Annotated in this window: 16 protein-coding genes; 8 read left to right on the forward strand and 8 right to left on the reverse strand. The window is 72.3% G+C overall.

From position 1 onward, the window contains the following. Positions 1–44: 44 nt before the first annotated feature. Genes ACIGFK_RS00945 through ACIGFK_RS00970 form a run of 6 tightly spaced genes read left to right on the forward strand, consistent with a single transcriptional unit; the run spans position 45 to position 8,424 of the window. On the forward strand, positions 45–1,046 hold the full coding sequence (locus ACIGFK_RS00945; protein WP_376656642.1) for an NAD-dependent epimerase/dehydratase family protein: 1,002 nt from the start codon (positions 45–47) through the stop codon (positions 1,044–1,046). Then, positions 1,043–2,185 (forward strand): DegT/DnrJ/EryC1/StrS family aminotransferase, encoded by a 1,143-nt coding sequence (locus ACIGFK_RS00950; RefSeq protein ID WP_376656643.1) that lies wholly within the window; start codon positions 1,043–1,045, stop codon positions 2,183–2,185. The genes ACIGFK_RS00945 and ACIGFK_RS00950 overlap by 4 nt, the downstream gene beginning before the upstream one ends. Continuing rightward, positions 2,182–2,952 (forward strand): NeuD/PglB/VioB family sugar acetyltransferase, encoded by a 771-nt coding sequence (locus ACIGFK_RS00955; protein WP_400050080.1) that lies wholly within the window; start codon positions 2,182–2,184, stop codon positions 2,950–2,952. The genes ACIGFK_RS00950 and ACIGFK_RS00955 overlap by 4 nt, the downstream gene beginning before the upstream one ends. Next, positions 2,949–4,064 carry a DegT/DnrJ/EryC1/StrS family aminotransferase gene (locus ACIGFK_RS00960; RefSeq protein ID WP_386470603.1) on the forward strand — a complete coding sequence of 372 codons (1,116 nt, stop codon included), beginning with the start codon at positions 2,949–2,951 and terminating at the stop codon, positions 4,062–4,064. The genes ACIGFK_RS00955 and ACIGFK_RS00960 overlap by 4 nt, the downstream gene beginning before the upstream one ends. A gap of 17 nt (positions 4,065–4,081) precedes the next feature. Beyond that, positions 4,082–7,378, forward strand: a complete 3,297-nt coding sequence (locus ACIGFK_RS00965; protein WP_376656646.1) for a DUF4082 domain-containing protein — start codon at positions 4,082–4,084, stop codon at positions 7,376–7,378. Beyond that, a complete protein-coding gene (locus tag ACIGFK_RS00970) occupies positions 7,375–8,424 on the forward strand; it encodes a glycosyltransferase (RefSeq protein WP_400050081.1) in 1,050 nt (349 codons plus the stop codon). The genes ACIGFK_RS00965 and ACIGFK_RS00970 overlap by 4 nt, the downstream gene beginning before the upstream one ends. A 17-nt stretch (positions 8,425–8,441) precedes the next feature. Here the strand turns inward: ACIGFK_RS00970 and ACIGFK_RS00975 are convergent, their stop codons facing one another. Next, entirely contained in the window at positions 8,442–9,068 is a 627-nt protein-coding gene (locus tag ACIGFK_RS00975) for a hypothetical protein (RefSeq protein WP_386470600.1), read from the reverse strand. A gap of 88 nt (positions 9,069–9,156) precedes the next feature. On the opposite strand from ACIGFK_RS00975, the gene ACIGFK_RS00980 reads away from it, so the two are divergent. Both ACIGFK_RS00980 and ACIGFK_RS00985 read left to right on the forward strand, forming a co-directional pair. After that, positions 9,157–11,178: an O-antigen ligase family protein gene (locus tag ACIGFK_RS00980; RefSeq protein WP_376656649.1), complete on the forward strand. Its 2,022-nt coding sequence runs from the start codon at positions 9,157–9,159 to the stop codon at positions 11,176–11,178. After that, positions 11,124–12,095 carry a glycosyltransferase family 2 protein gene (locus ACIGFK_RS00985; RefSeq protein WP_386470598.1) on the forward strand — a complete coding sequence of 324 codons (972 nt, stop codon included), beginning with the start codon at positions 11,124–11,126 and terminating at the stop codon, positions 12,093–12,095. Before ACIGFK_RS00980 ends, ACIGFK_RS00985 begins: the two co-directional genes overlap by 55 nt. Positions 12,096–12,135: 40 nt before the next feature. Here the strand turns inward: ACIGFK_RS00985 and ACIGFK_RS00990 are convergent, their stop codons facing one another. The 7 genes from ACIGFK_RS00990 to wecB are packed head-to-tail and all read right to left on the reverse strand — an operon-like array spanning position 12,136 to position 19,402. Continuing rightward, the gene (locus ACIGFK_RS00990; protein ID WP_400050082.1) at positions 12,136–13,119 is read right to left on the reverse strand and encodes a class I SAM-dependent methyltransferase; all 984 of its coding nucleotides are present in this window, start codon (positions 13,117–13,119) and stop codon (positions 12,136–12,138) included. Continuing rightward, a complete protein-coding gene (locus ACIGFK_RS00995) occupies positions 13,113–13,790 on the reverse strand; it encodes a class I SAM-dependent methyltransferase (RefSeq protein WP_376656652.1) in 678 nt (225 codons plus the stop codon). Before ACIGFK_RS00995 ends, ACIGFK_RS00990 begins: the two co-directional genes overlap by 7 nt. 47 nt (positions 13,791–13,837) lie before the next feature. Beyond that, on the reverse strand, positions 13,838–14,647 hold the full coding sequence (locus ACIGFK_RS01000) for a glycosyltransferase family 2 protein (RefSeq protein WP_376656653.1): 810 nt from the start codon (positions 14,645–14,647) through the stop codon (positions 13,838–13,840). A gap of 8 nt (positions 14,648–14,655) precedes the next feature. Continuing rightward, positions 14,656–15,762: a hypothetical protein gene (locus tag ACIGFK_RS01005; protein ID WP_400050083.1), complete on the reverse strand. Its 1,107-nt coding sequence runs from the start codon at positions 15,760–15,762 to the stop codon at positions 14,656–14,658. Positions 15,763–15,767: 5 nt separating this feature from the next. Next, a complete protein-coding gene (locus ACIGFK_RS01010) occupies positions 15,768–17,381 on the reverse strand; it encodes a lipopolysaccharide biosynthesis protein (RefSeq protein WP_386470588.1) in 1,614 nt (537 codons plus the stop codon). Next, positions 17,353–18,237 carry a Wzz/FepE/Etk N-terminal domain-containing protein gene (locus ACIGFK_RS01015; RefSeq protein WP_376656656.1) on the reverse strand — a complete coding sequence of 295 codons (885 nt, stop codon included), beginning with the start codon at positions 18,235–18,237 and terminating at the stop codon, positions 17,353–17,355. Before ACIGFK_RS01015 ends, ACIGFK_RS01010 begins: the two co-directional genes overlap by 29 nt. Positions 18,238–18,280: 43 nt before the next feature. Then, the gene (gene wecB, locus ACIGFK_RS01020) at positions 18,281–19,402 is read right to left on the reverse strand and encodes a non-hydrolyzing UDP-N-acetylglucosamine 2-epimerase (protein WP_386470585.1); all 1,122 of its coding nucleotides are present in this window, start codon (positions 19,400–19,402) and stop codon (positions 18,281–18,283) included. Position 19,403 lies beyond the last annotated feature (1 nt).

Here is a 19,403-nt window from a genome sequence, read left to right on the forward strand (position 1 = left end):
CCGTTCGCACGACAGACGATGAACGATTCAGTGGGGGCAGGGCGTTGAGCAGCGTACGAGGCAAGAGGATTCTGGTCACCGGCGGGGCGGGGACCATCGGTTCGCACGTGGTGGACCTCCTGGTGGACAACGGGGCGCGCGAGGTCGTCGTGCTCGACAACTTCGTGCGGGGGCGCACGGCCAACCTGGCCCGCGCCCTGCCGAGCGGTGTGGTGGAGCTCGTCGAGGGCGACATCCGCGACGTGGCCGCCGTGCGCAAGGCGACGGACGGTGCCGACCTGGTGTTCCACCTCGCCGCGATCCGGATCACGCAGTGCGCGGAGGAACCGCGGCTGGCGAACGAGGTGATGGTGGACGGCACGTTCAACGTGCTGGAGGCGGCGGCCGCGGCCGGGGTGGGCAAGGTGATCGCCTCGTCCTCGGCCTCGGTCTACGGGCTGGCGGAGTCCTTCCCGACCACCGAGCGCCACCACCCTTACAACAACGACACCTTCTACGGCGCGGCGAAGGCCTTCAACGAGGGGATGCTGCGCAGCTTCCACTCGATGTACGGGCTGGACTACGTCGCACTGCGCTACTTCAACGTCTACGGGCCCCGGATGGACATCCACGGCCTGTACACCGAGGTGCTGATCCGCTGGATGGAGCGGATCGCGGCGGGCGAGCCGCCGCTGATCCTCGGCGACGGCACCCAGACCATGGACTTCGTCGACGTCAGGGACATCGCGCGCGCCAACCTGCTGGCCGCCGAGTCCGACCTGACCGACGAGGTCTTCAACATCGCGAGCTCCACCGAGACCAGCCTGCTCCAGCTCGCCCAGGGCCTGCTGGAGGCGATGGACGCGGACGGCCTGGACCCTGAGCACGGGCCGGCCCGGGCCGTGAACGGGGTGACCCGGCGGCTCGCGGACACCTCGCGGGCCCGGGAGCGCCTCGGCTTCACCCCGGAGATCGACCTGCGCACCGGGCTGCGGGACCTGGTGGAGTGGTGGCGGGCCGAGCGCACCGCCGGTTCCTCCAACGGGGCGGCGGAGGCGGGCCGATGAGCGCGCCCGAGCGGATCCCCGTCATGGTGCCGTGGCTGGGCGAGGAGGAGGCGAAGGCCGCGGCCGACGCGGTGCTCTCCGGCTGGGTGGCCCAGGGGCCCCGGGTCGCCGAGTTCGAGCGGGCCTTCGCGGAGCGCGTGGGCGCCGCGCACGGCATCGCGGTGAGCTCGTGCACCACCGCCCTGCACCTGGCGCTGATCGCGCTGGAGCTCGCCCCGGGCGACGAGGTGGTCGTCCCCTCGCTGTCGTTCATCGCCACGGCCAACGCGGTGCGCTACGTGGGGGCGACCCCGGTGTTCGCGGACGTCGAGGAGGCCACCGGCAACCTGACCCCGCAGACCGTCGACGCGGTCCGCACCCCCCGCACCAGGGCCGTACTGGCGGTGCACCAGGGCGGGGTGCCGGCCGACGTGCACGCGCTGCGCGCGGCCTGCGCCGACTGGGACCTCGCACTGGTGGAGGACGCGGCCTGCGGCATCGGCGCGACCGTCGGCGGCAAGTCGGTGGGCCACGGGGCGCTGATCGCGGCCTGGTCCTTCCACCCGCGCAAGGTGATCACCACCGGCGAGGGCGGCATGATCACCACGGACGACGCCGAGTGGGCCGCGCGGCTGCGGCGGCTGCGCGAGCACGGGATGAACGTGTCGGCGGCGGACCGGCACGCGAGCGGCAAACCGATCGTCGAGAGCTATCTGGAAGTCGGCTACAACTACCGGATGACCGACATCCAGGCCGCGGTCGGCCTGGTGCAGCTCGGCAGGCTGGACGAGATCGTGGCCCGGCGCCGCGGGCTGGCGGCGCGCTACACGGAGCTGCTGGCCGGGGTGCCCGGCCTCACGCCGGTCCGGGACCCCGCGTACGGCGAGGGCAACTTCCAGTCGTACTGGGTGCTGCCGGCCACGGACTTCCCGGTCGGGCGCGACGCGCTGCTCGCCGCGCTCTCCGAGGCCGGGATCTCGGCCCGGCGCGGGATCATGGCCTCGCACCTGGAGCCTGCGTACGCGGGCCACGGCGCCGCGCCGCTGCCGGTGACGGAGCGGATCAGCCGCGACTCGCTGATCCTGCCGCTGTTCCACACCATGACCGAGGCCCAGCAGGACCGGGTGGTGGCGGTGCTCCGCGAACGGGCCGGCGCATGAGCGGCGGGTGGCCGGACACCGAGGACCTGGTGATCGTCGGCGCCGGCGGGTTCGCGCGGGAGACCGCTCAGGCGGTACGGGACGTGGCCGCCGCGGACCTCGCGTGGGGCCGGTCCCCGCGCTGGCGGCTCGCCGGGCACCTCGACGACGACCCTGCCCTGCAGGGCCGCGAGGTGGGCGGGGTGCCGGTGCTGGGCGGCTGCGAGGAGGTGCACCGGCTGGGTGGCGCCCGGGTGGTGGTCTGCGTGGGCAGTCCGCGCGACTACGCGGTCCGCGCCCGGCTGGTGCGGCGCCTGGGGCTGCCGGCGAACCGGTACGCGACGGTGGTCCACCCGACGGCGGTGGTGTCGGACAACTCGATGCTCGGGGTGGGCACGGTGCTGCTGGCGCACACCGTGCTGACCGCGTCCGTCCGGGTCGGATCGCACGTGGCGGTGATGCCGCAGACGGTGCTCACCCACGACGACGTGGTCGGGGACTTCGCCACGCTCGCCTCCGGCGTGCGTCTCGGCGGCGGGGTACGGCTGGGGCGCGGCGCCTATGTGGGTGCGGGATCGCTGGTCCGCGAGTACACGTCGGTCGGCGCCTGGTCGCTGACCGGTATGGGGAGCACGGTCCTGGCGGACGTGCCGCCCGGCGAGGTGTGGGCCGGCAGCCCGGCCCGCCGGCTGCGGGCCGCGGACGGCCCGGCCCTCGACGAACTGCGGGCCGATGGGGAGGGTACCGGCCGGTGGCCGGAGACACGGATGGGGAGTCACGTCGCATGAACCAGATACCGCTCGTCGACCTGAAGGCGGCGCACGCCGAGGTCGCCGACGAAGTGCGCGCCGGGTTCGACCGGGTGCTGGCCGGCACCGCCTTCATCGGCGGTGAGGAGGTCGCCGCGTTCGAGCGCGAGTACGCGGAGTTCGCCGGGGTGCGGCACTGCGTGGGCGTCGCGAACGGCACCGACGCCCTGGAGCTGGCCCTGCGCGCGAGCGGGGTGGGCGTGGGCGACGAGGTGGTGCTGCCCGCCAACACCTTCATCGCCACCGCGGGCGCCGTCGCCCGGATCGGGGCCCGCCCGGTGCTGGTCGACTGCCTCCCGGACACGCTGCTGATGGACCCGGAGGCCGCGCTGCGCGCGGTCGGGGAGGCCACCCGTGCGGTGGTCCCGGTCCACCTGTACGGGCAGTGCGCCGACACCGCCGCGCTGGCCGCGCGGCTGCCCGCGCACGTCCGTGTCGTCGAGGACGCCGCGCAGAGCCAGGGCGCGACCCGCGAGGGCCGCTCCCCCGGCAGCGGCGGGATCGCCGCGACCAGCTTCTACCCGGGCAAGAACCTGGGCGCGTACGGGGACGCGGGCGCCGTGGTCACCGACGACGAGGAGACGGCCGCCCGGGTGCGGGCTCTGGCCAACCACGGCGGCGTCGCCAAGTACCGGCACGACGTGGCCGGGTTCAACAGCCGGCTCGACGGTCTGCAGGCCGTGGTCCTGCGGGCGAAGCTGGCCCGGCTGGCCGACGGGAACGCGGCCCGCCGGGCCGCCGCCGAACGGTACGACGCCCTGCTGGCCGAGCTCGCGGCGGCCGGCCGGATCACCCTGCCGGTCACGGCGGCGGGCAACGTCCACGTGTGGCACCTGTACGTCGTACGGGTCTCCGGGGCGGACCGGGACGCCGTGGTCGGCAAGCTCAACGCGGAGGGCATCGGGGCGGGCGTGCACTATCCCGCCCCGGTCCACCTGACCCCCGCTTATCGTCACCTCGGTCACGGCCGCGGCGACTTCCCCCACGCCGAGCGGGCTGCGGACGGGATGCTCTCCCTTCCGCTGTTCCCACAGATCACCGCTGCCCAACAGCAGCGGGTCGTCGACGCGCTCGCCAACGCCCTGCGCTGACGCAAGAAGAGGTACAGATGAACAGACGGAGAAGGCTACTCCGGTACGGTCTCTTCACCGTGGTCGCCGCCCTCATGGCCACGGTCCTCCCGCCGTCGGTGGCCAGTGCCGCCGACCCGTGCGGCCCCGGGTCCAATGCCATCGTGTGCGAGAACTCCAAGCCGGGCACGCCCATGTCCGACTGGTTCGCGCCCAGCGCCTACGGCGACATCAAGGGCTTCCCGGCCCAGACGAGCGTCCAGGCCGGCGAGACCGTGCAGTTCAAGATCCAGTCGTCGACCGCGTACCACGTCTCGGTCTACCGGCTGGGCCACTACGGGGGCAACGGGGCCCGCCTGATGTCGACCGCGGCCCAGGCCGCGCAGACGTATCCGGCGAACTTCGCGCAGGGCGGCAATCCCAAGAGCTGTACGACCAAGGCCTCCACGGGTCTGGTCGACTGCGGGAACTGGCCCGTCACCGCGACGTGGACCGTGCCGGCCGACGCCGTCTCCGGTCTGTACATCGTCAACTTCGACCAGGCGGACGGCAACGGCGTGATGCCCTATCCGTTCGTCGTCCGCAACGACTCCGGCCACTCCGACATCGTGGTGCAGACCAGCGACCAGACCTGGCAGGCGTACAACAACTACGGCGGCCAGGACCTGTACGACGGCACCGGCCCCGCCCCCGACGGGCGTGCGTACGAGGTCAGTTACAACCGGCCGATGGACATCGGCGGGGAGAACGGCATCTACGGCTCCGAGTACCAGATGGTCGCGTGGCTGGAGCGCAACGGGTACGACGTGAGCTACATGTCGGGGATCGACGTGTCGACGCGGGGTGCCGCGCAGCTGCAGAACCACAAGGTCTTCATGTCCTCGGGACACGACGAGTACTGGACGCAGGACCAGTTCACCAACGCGCTGAACGCCCGGCGCGCCGGGGTCCACCAGACCTACTTCAGCGGCAACGAGGTCTTCTGGAAGACCCGCCTCGCCCCGAGCATCGACGGCGCGAACACCGCGAACCGGACACTGGTCTGCTACAAGGAGACCAAGCTGTCCTTCCCGGTGCCGAACGGCGTACCCGACCCGAGCGGGATCTGGACGGGCACCTGGATGGACCCGGCCAGCGGCACCAACGGGCGCACCTACCAGCCGCAGAACCAGCTGACCGGCACGCTCTTCAGCGTGAACGGCTACCGCGCCGACGCGATCACCGTGCCGGGCTCCTTCGCCAAGATGCGGCTGTGGCGGGGCACGACCGTCGCGGCCCTGACCCCCTCCCAGACCGCCACGTTCCCGGTCGGCACCCTCGGCTACGAATGGGACAGCGACGTGGAGGACGGCTACCGGCCGCCGGGGCAGATCGCCATGTCCTCGACCACGGTGGACATCACCGACGGCAAGCTCCGGCTCGACTACGGGAACAACTACGGCAACGGCACCGCGACGCACAGCCTGGTCGCCTTCCGCGACCAGACCTCCCACGCCCTGGTGTTCGGGGCGGGCACGGTGCAGTGGTCCTGGGGCCTGACGAACATGCCCACCGGCAATCCGGACGACGCGGTGGTCACCGAGGACAAGCGGATGCAGCAGGCCACGGTGAACGTGTTCGCGGACATGGGCGTCCAGCCCAAGTCCCTGCAGGGCAACCTGGTCGCGGCGACGGCCTCGACGGACACCACCGGGCCCTCCGTCACGGTGACCAGCCCGGCGGCGAACGCCACCGTGCCGGCCCTGAAGCCCGTGACCATCAAGGGCACGGCGACGGACACCGGCGGCGGCGTGGTGGCCCGCGTGGAGGTCTCCACCGACGGCGGGACCACCTGGAAGGCGACCACGGGCATCGGCTCCTGGACGTACACGTGGACGCCCACCGCCCCGGGCGCGGCCCAGATCAAGGTGCGCGCGGTGGACGACAGCGTGAACATCGGCGCCACCACCACCGTGCCGGTGACCGTCGGCCCGCAGCAGTGCCCGTGCACCGTCTGGCCGGCCGCGACCGTGCCCGGCACGGTCAACGGCGGTGACGGCGGCGCGGTCGAGCTCGGCGTGAAGATCCGCTCGTCGGTGCCCGGCTCCATCACCGGCGTCCGCTTCTACAAGTCCCCCGCCAACACCGGCACCCACACCGGCAGCCTGTGGAGCAGCACCGGCCAGCGCCTGGCCACCGGCACCTTCACCAACGAGACGGCGTCCGGCTGGCAGCAGCTGAACTTCTCCTCCCCGGTGCCGGTCAAGCCCAACACCACCTACATCGCCTCCTACTTCGCACCGCACGGCGGCTACTCCTACGACACCACCTTCGCCTCGTCCGACGCCGGCCTGGCCCCGCTCACCGCACTGAAGAACGGCACCGACGGCGGCAACGGCGTCTACCGCTACGCGGCCGCGGGCGGGTTCCCGAACAACGCCTCCTCGGGCAGCAACTACTGGGTGGACGCGGTCCTGGACACCGCCACGGCCAGTACGACGCCGCCCACGGTCACGGGCATCTCGCCGCAGTCCGCGGCGACCGGCACCGCGATCACGGCGACGGTCTCGGCGACCTTCAGCGGGGCCATCGACGCGGACACGCTGGTGTTCACGCTGAAGGACTCCGGCGGCAACTCCGTACCGGGCACGAAGGTGCTGGGGGCTTCGAACAGCGCCACCTTCACCCCGGCCGGCGAGCTCGCGCTGAGCACGACCTACACGGCGTCCGTGCAGGCCTCCGACCTGTGGGGCAACGCCATGACGGCGCCGGTGACGTGGAACTTCACCACCAGCACGACACCGCCGACGGTCAACTGCCCCTGCACGCTGTGGACCGGCACGACGACCCCGAGCACCGCCAACGTGGGTGACGACACCAATTCGGTGGAGCTGGGCACCCGCTTCCAGTCGGCGGTGAACGGCTACATCACCGGCGTCACCTTCTACAAGGGACCGAACAACACCGGCACCCACACCGGCAGCCTCTGGGCCGCCGACGGCACGCTCCTGGCCACCGGCACCTTCGGCAGCGAAACGCTCACCGGCTGGCAGCAGCTCCAGTTCGCCAACCCGGTGCCCGTCACCGCGGGCACCTCCTACGTGGCCTCCTACCACGCACCGAACGGCAACTACTCGGTGGACGGCGGCTACTTCACGGCGGCGCACCGCTCCTACCCGCTGGTCGCACCGGCCGACGGCACGGGCGGGGCCAACGGCCTCTACAAGTACGGCACGTCCACCGCCTTCCCCAACAACACGTTCGGCTCGGTGAACTACTGGGTCGGCCCGATCTTCACCACCAACCCGCCCGCGCTCGCCCAGTCGGCCGCCGCCTCGGAGGTGTCCGGCCAGTGAGCACGGTCAGCGTGGTGATCCCCTGCTACAAGTACGGCCACTTCCTGGCCGACTGCGTCAAGAGCGTCCTGGACGAACAGGAGGGCGTCGACGTCCGGGTGCTGATCATCGACGACGCCTCGCCCGACGACTCCGCGGACGTGGCGCGGGCCCTGGCCGCGAAGGACCCGCGGATCGAGGTGCGGGTCCACGAGCAGAACCGGGGCCACATCGCCACCTACAACGAGGGCCTGCTGGAGTGGGCCGACGGGGACTACGTCGCCCTGCTCTCGGCGGACGACCGGCTGGTCCCCGGGGCCCTGGTGCGCGCCGCCGCGCTGCTCGACGCCCATCCGGAGGCGGGCTTCGCCTACGGCAGACCGCTGCGGTTCCGGCACGGCGGGCCGCTGCCCGCCGCCCGGACCCGGTCCACCGGGTCGGTGGTCTACCCGGGCCACTGGTGGCTGGAGCGCCGCTTCCGGGAGGGGACCGGGTGCATCACCTCGCCCGAGGTGGTGGTGCGTACGAGTCTCCAGCGCAAGGTGGGGGGCTACGATCCGGAGCTCCCGCACGCCGGTGACATCGAGATGTGGATGCGGCTCGCGGCCCACGCCGACGTCGGCTACGTCCGCGGCGCCGATCAGGCGTTCTACCGCGTCCACGGCAACAACATGTCCACCACGGACTTCGGCGGACAGCTCGACGACCTCCGCCAGCGCCTCGTCGCCTTCGACTCGGTGCTGGAGAAGTGCGGCGGGCTGCTCCCGGACACCGAGCGGCTGTCACGGGCGGCGCGCACCCGGCTCGCCCGGTACGCGTTGCGGCGTGCCTACCGGGCGTACGACCGGGGGCGCACCGGGGTCGTTCCGGTGGACGAGCTCGTCGGCTTCGCCGCCGAGTGCCTGCCCGGCGGCTACACCGGGCTCGGCGAGTACCGGGCGCTGCGCCTGCGCCGGCGGATCGGGGCGCGGACGATGCCGTACCTCCAGCCGCTGGTGCTGTCCGCCGTAGCCGACCGGGGCCGCGAGTGGCTGTGGTGGCGGTCCTGGAAGCGCCGAGGGATCTGATGCACCGTCTGTTCCACTCAGCTGCTCGCCCGTCGGGTCCGGCGGGCGAGCAGCTGGTCGGTCCACAGGGCCGCCGCCACCCCGGTCACCAGGGCGAGGAGCGCCGCACCGGCCAGCCCTCGGCTCTTGGTGCCGGTCTGCGCCACGGAGTTCGGCGGCACGAGGAGCGTGACGGTCATCCGCGCGGCTTCGGGTATCCCCTGCTTCGTCTGCAGGTCCGTCAGGTGCTTCGAGTAGACGTCGATGATCTTCTTCACGGTCGCGTCGGCGGCGGCCGGCGCGGGCTGCTCCGCCTGGATCTGCAGGGAGGGGATCAGGTAGCGGGGGGTCACGCTGGTGCCGCTGTTCCGCGGGATCAGCCGGTACGTGCCCTCGACCCCCGCGGCGCGCAGTTCGTCGGTCCCGGCGCGCGACTCCAGCTGGCTGACGGCCGCGTAGGAGACGGCGGCCAGCGGCGGCTGCAGATTGGCGAGCTGGTTCGGCTGGGTGCCGGTCACCGGGGGTTTGAGCACGACGATCGCCGAGCTCAGGTACGTCGGGCTGGGGCGCAGCACCTGGAGGGCTCCTACGGCCGCCAGCGCCATCGCGACGGCCAGGACGTACCAGCGCCGGAGCAGCGCTCGGACCAACTCACCAGGCGACACACGATTCCTTCCGTTCCCCACGTCGTGATCGATCCTGTCAGGACACGTGTCGGCGCGCCATCAAATCCGGTAGCTCTCGGGGGCGTTCGTGACCATCGGTGAAATCCTCGCGGTGCTCCGGCGGCGCTGGTACGTGATGGTGCCGATGCTGCTGGTCGGGGTGCTCGCGGCCGGCCACCTGTACCGGTCGGTCCCGGTGTCGTACCAGTCGCAGAGCTCGGTGGCGCTGACCGACTCCAAGGCGGTGGCCGAGCTGGCCCCCTCGTTCGGCAATCCCATCGCCAACGCGGGCGGCACGCTGGTCGTGACCGCGGACGTGCTGATCAGGACCCTGTCGGGGGCGGACGCGGCGCGGGACCTGCACGGCCTCGGGGTGACGGACCCGTACACGGTGTCCTTCGCCGCGGGTGCCTCGGGCCCGATCCTCACGCTGACCGTCACGGGCACCGACCGGGAGAAGGTCCTGCGGGAGACCACCATCCTCACCAATTTCGCCGGGGAGCAGCTGGGTGCGCTCCAGGCGGCGGCGAAGGTGGCTCCCGCGTTCTTCGTGCAGACCACGCCCGTGGTGCTGCCGCAGATCCCGCGACCCCAGCTCAAGACCCGCTACCAGCAGGTGCTGAGCGTCCTCATCCTCTGCACCACGGCCGGGTTCGCGCTGTCCTTCGTGACGGAGACCCTGGTGGTGGCGGTGCGCCGCAGGCGTGCGGCCGGGTCCGGCGGCGCGGTGCGCGCATGGCGGGACCGCAGGCGGGCCCGGGGCCGTCAGCTGGACGCGGTGACGCTGCTCACCGGCTATCTGGTGCTGGCCTTCTTCATCCCGTCGAACCTGACGCTGCCGGGGATGGGCGGTGTGGGGACGCCGGCCAACGTGTTCGCGCTGCTGGGCCTGTTCTGGTACCTGGCGGCCTGGATCACCGGGCGGATCCGGCCCGCGCCGGGCACCCGGCTGCCGCGGGTGATCATGTGGCTGCTGGCGGTCGCGGTGCTGGCCTCGTACCTGGCGAACGCGACCCGGGGCGCCTCCCGCAAGGAGGTCCTCGGGGCGGACCGCGGACTGATCGCGCTGCTGGTGTGGGTGTCCCTGGTGGTGCTGGTCTCCGCGGCGGTCCAGGACCGGCCGCGGCTCGACACGCTGCTGCGGCGGGCCGTGGTGATGGCGTCGGTGGTGGCCGCGATCGGCTACTACGACTTCTTCGCCGCCACGAACGTCGCCGACCAGATCAGCATCCCCGGGCTCTCGTCGAGCGTCCCGCAGCTGGCCGCCATGGACCGCGGGGCCTTCACCCGTCCGCGCTCCACGACGGCGCACCCCCTGGAGTTCGGCGGGATGCTCGCCCTGCTGCTGCCGTTCGCCATCCAGCAGGCGTTCGACCCGGTGCGGGCGCACCTGAAGTGGTGGCGGCGCTGGCTGCCGGTGGTGCTGGTGGGCGGCTCGCTGCCGCTGACGGTGTCGCGGACGTCGATCATCGGTGCGTTCATCGTGGTGCTGGTGATGGTGCCGCGGTGGAAGCCGCAGCGGCGGTGGACCGCGATCGGTCTGCTGCTGGGTTCGGTGGCCGGCTTCAAGGTCATCATCCCCGGGCTGATCGGGACCATCACCACCCTGTTCGGGTCCTTCTTCGCCAACTCCGACAGCAGCACCCAGGCCCGTACGGTCAAGTACAGCGCGATCGTCCCCTATCTCGAGGGGCGGCCCCTGTTCGGGCAGGGTCTGGGCACCTTCATCCCCGAGCTCTACTTCTTCACCGACAACCAGTACATGCTGACGCTGGCGGAGATGGGCTTCCTCGGGCTGATCGCCCTCCTGGCCCTCTTCCTGACCGGGATCCACCAGGGCGGCGCCATCCGCCGGCTGGCCCGTGACGAGTCCGACCGGGAGCTCGGGCAGGCGTTCTTCGCCTCCGCCCTCGTCGCCCTGGTCAGCAGCGCCACCTTCGACGCCCTCAGCTTCCCGATGTTCGCCGGGATGTTCTTCCTGACGATCGCCGCCGGAGGCAGTTACCTCGGCTTCATCAGGCGCGCGGCGCCGAAGCCCCAGACCATGGAGTCCTCATGCGGTTCGACAGCCCAGCCTCCCGCAGCCAGAGCAGCGGTACCGGTCCCGTAGCCGTCCTCGTCGTCACCTGGAACAGTGCCGCGGTCCTCCCGGACTTCATCTCCTCCCTGCCGGAGGCCATGGAGGGACTCGACTGGCGGCTGGTCGTCGCCGACAACGACTCGGCCGACGACACCGTGGACGTGATCCGCTCGCTGGCTCCGGACGCGACGGTCGTCCAGACCGGCCGCAACGCCGGGTACGCGGCCGGGGTGAACGCCGCCCTCGGGGCCACCGCCGACTGGGAGGACGGGCCCCGGGCGGCACTCGTGTGCAACCCGGACATCCGGATGCGGCGGGGCTGCGCCAAGCTGCTCGTGGACGGGCTCGGCGCGCCCGTGGGCGACGGCGACCGCGTCGGGATCAGCGTGCCGCTGCTGTACGAGGAGGACGGCCGCACGCTCGTGCACTCGCTGCGCCGGGAGTCGAGCGTCACCCGCGCCCTCGGCGAGGCCGTCATCGGCAACCGCCGGGCCGGGCGCTTCCCCCACCTGAGCGAACTGGTCACCGACCCCGGTGCGTACGCGCGGCCCACGTCCGCGGACTGGGCGACGGGAGCGCTGATGGCCCTCTCCGCCGACTGCCTGGCCGCGTGCGGCCCGTGGGACGAATCGTTCTTCCTCTACTCGGAGGAGACGGAGTACTGCCTGCGGGCCCGTGACCGCGGCTTCGCGACCCGGCTGGAGCCGGCCGCCGCGGCCACCCACCTGGGCGGGGAGTCGCAGGTCTCGCCGCGCCTGTGGACCCTGCTGACGCTGAACCGCGTACGGCTCTACGAGCGGCGGCACGGTCCGGTGGCGACGGCGGCCTTCCGTGCCGCCGTCCTGCTCCGGGAGACCTCGCGGGCCGCGCTGGGCCGCCCGGCCGCCCGTGCGGCCGCGGCCGCACTCGCCCGGCCGGGCGCCCTGCGCGTCACTCCGGGGCCCTGAGCTCCGGGACGGTCTGAGCTCCGGGACGGCCTGAGACTGCCTAGTGCCCGCCGCGGGGGCGGCAGACCATGGCGATGAAGTCGTGCCCCACTTCCGGGAGTGCGGCGTCCTCCGCGGCGAAGCACTGGTCCAGCAGCGCCAGCGTCTCCGGCTGCCGGTCCCGGAAGTTGTGCGCGATCCCCGAGAACGCGATGTGCAGCACCGTGCCCCCGTAGGGCCGTTCCTCGACGACCTCGAAGTGGCGCCGCAGGCCCGGCAGCAGTGCGGCCGCGTCGACCGCCTCCGACGGGTCGTCGAGCACCATCGACAGCCGGCTGGGCCGTACGACGCGGTGCTTGATCCGGCCGTCGGCCAGGCGCCGCCGCTCCTCGGGGAGCCGGGCCAGCAGCGCGTTCGCCGCGTCCAGCTGGGCGTCGGACCACTGGAAGCGGGTGGGGCCGACGAACTCGTCGATCACGAACGTCCCGCCGGGCTCGATCAGTTGCGACAGCCGCGGCAGGGTCTCGTCGAGGTTGTCGAAGTGGTGCAGCGACTGCAGGCCCAGCAGCACGTCGAAGCGCTCCCCGTCGCCGGCCATCCGGTTGACGTCGGTGACGCGGAAGCGCAGGACGTCGGAGAGGCCCTCGTCGGCGGCGGACTGCGTGGCGAAGTCGATGCGCTGCTGCGCCACGTCCACGCCCTCCAGGAGGCCGAACGCGCCGGTCTTCGCCCAGAGCAGTTCGTTCCCCCCGGTGCCGCAGCCGAGGGAGAGGCCGCGCAGATCGGTGCGCGGCGCGAAGTGCTCGGCTGCCACGAACTGCGGGAAGGAGGTGTCCGCGTCGCCGGTCATCAGCAGGTTCCAGCGCTTGATGACTTCCGGGATCGCCCACCATTCGGTCAGCGACGGGTCGACCTGGGACCAGTGCTGGACCACGCGCGCGCCGCCGCGCACCCGCAGCTTGGCCAGCACCGGGTCGAGTTCCAGCCGGCGCACCTTGCGCAGCAGCCGGTCCGCATCGTGTCGGTTGATCAGGTTGTTCAGCATGCGCGCTCCGTTCGTACGGCGGTCAGCGACTTCGTGACACCGAGCACCCGCTCGCTGAGGAGCACCGACCCGGGGAACAGGTAGCTCATTTCGGCGCGGCCCAGCAGCTCGATGTTGACCACGGCGTTCATGGCCGACTCGGGGCTGTCGGGACGGCTGTGGACCAGGGGCCAGTGCCGTACCAGTCGGGTCCTGGCGGCCAGCGGCAGGAACTGGAAGCCGGGTGCGACGAAGTGCGGCTCGACCGGGAAGTAGCGGTACGGCGTCTGGATCCAGTGCAGGGGCGCCAGCTGCTCGACGGCGGCGACGAACCGCCGGCGCTGGCTGTGGCCGCCCACGTGCTCGATGGTCGAGTTGGAGAAGACCAGGTCGTAGCCGCCCTGGTCGCTCAGTTCGGCGGCGACCTCCGGGTCGGTGACGTCGGCGGTCTCCGCGGTGATCCAGTCGGGCAGTTCGGCGGGATGTTGCTCGAGGTTGATGAGGTGGACGTGCTTGGCGCGCACGGGTGCGCGCAGCCACATCTCGGCGGTCCCGCCCAGGTCCACGACGCGCATGTTCTCGATGCCGGGGAAGCAGCGCCGGAAGCGTTCCCAGCGGGCGATGCGCAGTCGTTCTCCCAGGGAGCCGGGTGCGTCGACGAACTTGTTTCGGAGGGCCCGGGATCGGGGCATCGGATCAACCACCTGTGGTCGGAGCGGAAGAGAGGCGGGCTTCGACTTCAACTGGACTGTCGCCATCGGGTGTAGAAGCTCGCCGGGTTCATGAGGTAGCGGACGGTGGGGTGCGGCACGTGGCGCACCCGGTGCCGGCGGCCGTACCGGCGGATCAGCTCCCAGTCCTCGCGGGGCAGCACCTCCGGCGTCCGGCGCAGACGGCTGAAGTGAAGGGAGCGGTTGCGGCGGGCGACGAAGGCGTTGGTGTCCAGGAAGGCCTCGCGCGCGGCGCGGCGCCGGTCGAAGGGCACCGACAGGACGTCCTGCTCGCTGCCGTCGGGCAGGACGCGGCGCAGCGCCGTGTAGACGCCGTCGGGCCCGTCGGCGGGTTCGAGGACCGCCAGGGTCCGTTCCAGATGGTCGGGTTCCCACAGGTTGTCGTCGTCCAGGAAGGCGACGTACCGGGAGCGGGTGAGGCGGATGCCGACGTTGCGCACGATGCCCGCCACACCGGTGTTGCGCGCCAGTGATACGGCGAACAGCCGTGGGTCTTGCGGGAGTTCGGGCAGTCCGGCGCCGTCGTCGACCACGATCACGACCTGGTCGCGGACGGTCTGGTCCAGCGCCGAGCGCACCGCGGCACGCAGCTCCACGGGGCGCCGGTGGGTGGCGATCACCGTGGCGACCAGCGCCGAGGGCGGCGACTCCAGGACGCGGGCCAGCCTGCGGGTCTCGGCGTCCTCCGTCCGGCGCAGCCGCACCGCGGTGGGGGCCAGCAGGACCTTGTTCCTGGCCTCGAAGAGCACCAGCCAGCCGAACAGCGCCTTGAGGAGCGTCCAGGGCGCCCGCGCCATACGGCGCACGGGGCCGCTCACGGGGCCGCTCACTGGGCCGGCTCGGGCTGGATCGGGCGGCCGTCGGACATCCGGTTGCCCCGCCACACGTTTCCGGCGCCGCTGTGGTTCCAGTGGGCGACCACGCCGTATCCGCCGGCGGCCGGATGGTACTCGGTCGAGAAGACGTTGTCGGTGACCTTGATCCCGGTGGCCCCGGTGCTGCCGCCGTACAGGGCGTAGGCGCCGCCGGCGATCCAGTTGTCGTCGACGGTGACGTTGCGGACCACCCCCGTGTCCGCGAACAGGCCGATGCTGCCCGAGGCGCCCTCCTTGAGGCCGGTCGGGTTCAGCAGGGTGTTGTGGCGGATGATCAGCTCACCCGTGTTGCCGCCGCCGCTGATCACCGCGTTGGTGTGCTGCCACTCGCCGCCCAGGTTGACGAACGGGACGATGTCGTGGACGTAGTTGTCGTGCAGGTTGCCCTGTCCCATGGAGAGGGCGTCGCCGAACACGGAGACGTCGCACCAGCCGACCTCGATGGAGCTGCCGCCCATGTTGGAGACCGCGTAGTCGACACCGCCGTTGTCCGGGCCCTTGCCGGGCACGGCCGTGATGGTGGAGTGCAGGACCCGCAGGCCGCTGAAGCCGGGGCGCAGGTTGATGCCCCACCAGCTGTCCGAGGTGATCTTGCTGTCGATGACGGTGACGTCGTTCGCGTAGACGTCGAGCGCGCCGGTGATGTCCCAGCCCCGGATGACGAGCCCGTTCTCCCGGACGGCCATGTACCCGGTCTTGTGGGGCGTGAGCGGGATCCGCGGACCGGTGGTGGAGGCGTCCGGGAAGCCGCAGGCGCTGAACGAGGCGCAGGCGGCCTGGGCCGCGGGTGCGCCCGAGGGGGTCTGGGGGGCCGCCGTCGCGGTGGGCTTCGCCGTCGGGGTGCCGGAGGCTGCGGGGCTGGCCGTCGTCGGGCCGCCCGCGGTCGCAGCGGCGGGGCCCGGCGACGCCGGGGAGCCGCTCGCGGGGCAGGTGCGCGCGGAATCCGGGCAGTCCGGCAGCGCGGACCGGTCCGGTCCGGAGCAGGCCACGCCCATGACCGCGAGGAGGGCCAAGAAGAGCAGTCCGGCGAGCGGGTTTCGGCTGGTGCGCCGTGGCATCGGGTTCACCTCGTGTCCTGTGGGGTGGGCCGGGCCGGTGCGGGCGTCCGGCGCCGGCCGTGGCGGGGCCCGTCGCCGCGCGGCCCGTCACTGCGGGGGCCGTCACCGCGGGGCCGGTCGCCGCCGTCGGTGCCGCGCAGGAAGCCGCGGCTGGGCAGTACGCACAGCGTGTAGGCGGCCAGGGCGGTCGTGCCGGTGGCCGCGAGCGCGAGCGGGCCGTCGCCGAGCAGGCGCTCCAGGCCCAGGATGGTCGCGGCCATCACGGCGCCGCCGAGGAAGGGCCACGCGCACGCCTTCGCCACCCAGCCGACCCCGATCCCGCCCCGGCTGAGGGCGTACAGGAACACGGGCACCACCAGGCCGCCGGCTACCAGGACATGGGCCTGGGAGGCTCCGACGATGCCGTTCAGCCGGGCGCCGACGAGGAGCACCGGGATCAGGGCCACCAGCCACAGACCCTGCACCACGAAGAGCGAGCGGCGCTGGCCGACCGCGATCAGGCAGTCGTAGGCGAGCTCACTGCCGATGCGGATCAGGCCGAGGGCCATCAGCCAGGGCAGGGCCGGTGCGGCGGCCGTCCACTGGCTCCCGTAGATCAGCTCGATGGCCGGCGCTGCGAAGCCGGCCAGCAGGACGCACAGCGGGACGGTGCCGGTGACCACCACGCCCAGGGCGCGGCTGAAGCCCCGGGCGAGCGCCTGCGGCGACTCGGCCAGCCGGGAGAAGCCGGCGAAGGTGACCCTGCGGGCGGCCTCGGAGATGATCCGCACGGGCCAGCCGGAGATGTTGAAGGCGAGGACGTAGAAGCCGAGGGCCACGTCGCCCACCGTCGCCCCGACCAGCATGGTGTCGACGTTGACCACCGCGAGGGCCAGCAGGCTCGCCCCCGCCAGCGGAAGCCCGAACCTCAGGAGCTCCCTGGCGTGCCCGTGGTCCCAGCCGTACTTCAGGGTGCCCGGTACCGCCAGGCAGCACCCGATCAGCGTCACGGTGTTCCCCGCCACGGCCCCCCAGGCGAAGCTCATCGCCCCCCAGCCCGCGAAGGCCAGCAGCAGCGTGACCGAGGTGCTGACCACGAAGTTGAGTCCGTCTATGACCATCCGCTTGCCCTGGGCGAACTCGCGGGTGAGGAACTGGCCGGGCACCGCCGCCACCCCGCCGATCAGCACGCACAGGCACATCACCCGCAGGACACCGGTGGCGTCCGGCGAGCCGAGCAGGCCCGCCACCGTCGGTGCCGCCGCGAACAGCGCCACGTACAGCACGCCGCTGGAGAGGGTGCTGAGGGTCAGCACGGTCGGCGCGAACCGTCGCGGGTCCCCCTCCCAGCGCACGATGGCCAGGCTCACGCCCAGCTCGTTCGCGGACAGCAGGACCAGCAGCACGGTCTGTGCGACGCCGTAGACGCCCCATTCCGCCGGGCCCAGCGCGAAGCGCGCCAGGACGATACCGGTCGCGAAGTTGCCCAGGCGCAGGACCAGGGTGTTGATCAGGCTCCACCGGGCCGCCGAACGGACCTTCCGGCCGAGGGCGGGAGGAACGGTGTCTGCGGGCGGGGGCGGAGCGGGGGCTCCGCCCGGCGCACCGGTCTCACTGTCCGGTGTGCGGACGGTGTCCATGGGTCGGCTCCTCGTCGAGCGGCTCGGCGGTGGTCGGCGCGGCCATGACGGGCTGTGGCGCCTCGGGCTGCGCGGCCGCCGGCCCGTTCTGGCCGGACCGGGCCCAGGAGGGCGGCCGACGGATGCCGAGCGTCCGTTCCACGGCGGGTTCCTCGGTCCGGGAGACGGGGGCGGCCGGTCGCTCCTCCGGCTCGGGCGCCCGGGCCTCCGGCCCGTCCCCCTGGTCCTCGCCGGTGTCGGGCCGGTGCCTGCCGGGGCCCCGCCGCTTGCGGGCCTCCACGAAGAAGGTGGCGACCAGGCTGAGCACGAAGCCCAGTGCGCCCGCCATGACGAGGAACTGGATCCGGGACTTGGTCTGGGCCTCCGGCTGCTGGGGAGGCACGATCGTGTCCATCCTGATCATCGCATCGGGGGCCACCGACTGCTGGGTCTGGAACTCCTTCAGCCTCTTCTCCGCGTACTCGGTGAAGATCTGGTCCGACTTGAGCACCGCCGCGGGGTTGCTGCCGCTGACGGTCAGCCACATGAACGGCCCCAGGGCGTTGTCGGCGATCTTGGCCTCGGGCGTGCCGGTGACGCCCAGGGCCTTCAGGTCGGCGATCGCACCGTCGGAGTTCAGGTTGCGGGCCAGGGCGTCGGCCATCCCGGTGAGGGAGGTCTGGGTGCTCAGGAAGGGGTTGCCGTCGAAGGCCTTGGTGGCCTTCTCCGAGTTGAGGAGGGTCACCGTGCTCTGCGACCGGTACTCCACGGGGACGAGGAAATGCACGGCGGCGGCCAGCACCGCCGTGATCACCAGCCCGGGTATCAGGACGTACCAGCGCCTGCGCATGACCCGCCAGATTTCGGCGAGATCCAAGGTCTTCCCCTTCTCTGAACTACCTGGTTGCCGCGTTGCCGCGCTATTGCGGGACGAGATCGGTGGGCCGGGGCCGGGTGTGCCTGCTCCCGCCGTCCAGCAGGACCTCGGCGATGCGCTCGCTCGCCCTGCCGTCCCAGAGTTCGGGGCAGCGGGGCGCGGGCGGATCGTCGAGCACCCGGTTCACGGTGGCCACGACGCGGTCGGGGTCCGTGCCGGCGAGGACGTTGGTCCCCTGCTCCACCGTGACGGGCCGCTCGGTGTTCTCCCGCAGGGTCACGCAGGGCACGCCCAGCGCGGTGGTCTCCTCCTGGACGCCGCCCGAGTCGGTGAGCACCAGGCGGGCGGAGTCCTGCAGGGCGATGAAGTCGAGGTATCCGGCGGCCGGTACGAGCCTGATGCCGCCGGGTACGCCCAGTTCGGCCAGCCGCTCGGCGGCCCTCGGGTGCACGGGCAGCAGCAGCGGGCAGCGGTCCGCGATCTCGCCCAGGGCCTTGAGCAGGCCGCGCAGGGCCGCGGGGTCGTCCACGTTGGCCGGCCGGTGCAGGGTGACCAGGCCGTATCCGCCCCGGGTCAGGCCGTGGCGGTCGAGCACGTCGGACTGCCGGGCCCGCTCCAGGTTGGCGCGCAGGGTGTCGATCATGACGTTGCCGACGACGTGGATCTGGTCCTCCCGGTACCCCTCGGCCCGCAGGTTCGCGGCGGCGTCGGGCGAGGGGGCCAGCAGGTAGTCGCTGAGCCGGTCGGTGGCGACCCGGTTGACCTCCTCGGGCATGGACCAGTCGCGGCTGCGCAGGCCGGCCTCCACGTGGGCCAGGAGCGGGCCGGCCTTCGCGGTGACCAGGGCGCAGGCCAGCGTGGAGTTGATGTCGCCGACCACCACCACGGCGTCCGGGGCCAGTTCGTCCACCAGCGGCTCGAACGCGGCCATCACCCGGCCGGTCTGCTCGGCGTGGGAGCCGGATCCGGCACCGAGGTACCGGTCGGGTTTCCGGATGCCGAGGTCGCGGAAGAACACGTCGTTCATGGACTCGTCGTAGTGCTGGCCGGTGTGGACCAGGACCACTTCGGCGCCGCGGCGCTCCAGTGCGTCCATCACCGGTTTGATCTTCATGTAGTTGGGCCGCGCTCCGGCGACGCAGATGATCCTCTTCGGGCTGCCCACG

The sequence above is a fragment of the Streptomyces sp. NPDC085524 genome (assembly GCF_044541755.1).
Classification (GTDB): Bacteria; Actinomycetota; Actinomycetes; order Streptomycetales; family Streptomycetaceae; genus Streptomyces.

Bases quoted from the DNA above. Each gene is read 5' to 3' on its own strand.
- ACIGFK_RS00960 (WP_386470603.1), top strand. From the start codon at position 2,949: ATGAACCAGATACCGCTCGTCGACCTGAAGGCGGCGCACGCCGAGGTC.
- ACIGFK_RS00985 (WP_386470598.1), top strand. From the start codon at position 11,124: ATGCGGTTCGACAGCCCAGCCTCCCGCAGCCAGAGCAGCGGTACCGGT.
- ACIGFK_RS00995 (WP_376656652.1), bottom strand. From the start codon at position 13,790: ATGCCCCGATCCCGGGCCCTCCGAAACAAGTTCGTCGACGCACCCGGC.
- ACIGFK_RS01005 (WP_400050083.1), bottom strand. From the start codon at position 15,762: ATGCCACGGCGCACCAGCCGAAACCCGCTCGCCGGACTGCTCTTCTTG.
- ACIGFK_RS00950 (WP_376656643.1), top strand. From the start codon at position 1,043: ATGAGCGCGCCCGAGCGGATCCCCGTCATGGTGCCGTGGCTGGGCGAG.
- ACIGFK_RS00955 (WP_400050080.1), top strand. From the start codon at position 2,182: ATGAGCGGCGGGTGGCCGGACACCGAGGACCTGGTGATCGTCGGCGCC.
- ACIGFK_RS01010 (WP_386470588.1), bottom strand. From the start codon at position 17,381: ATGGACACCGTCCGCACACCGGACAGTGAGACCGGTGCGCCGGGCGGA.
- ACIGFK_RS00965 (WP_376656646.1), top strand. From the start codon at position 4,082: ATGAACAGACGGAGAAGGCTACTCCGGTACGGTCTCTTCACCGTGGTC.
- ACIGFK_RS00990 (WP_400050082.1), bottom strand. From the start codon at position 13,119: ATGCTGAACAACCTGATCAACCGACACGATGCGGACCGGCTGCTGCGC.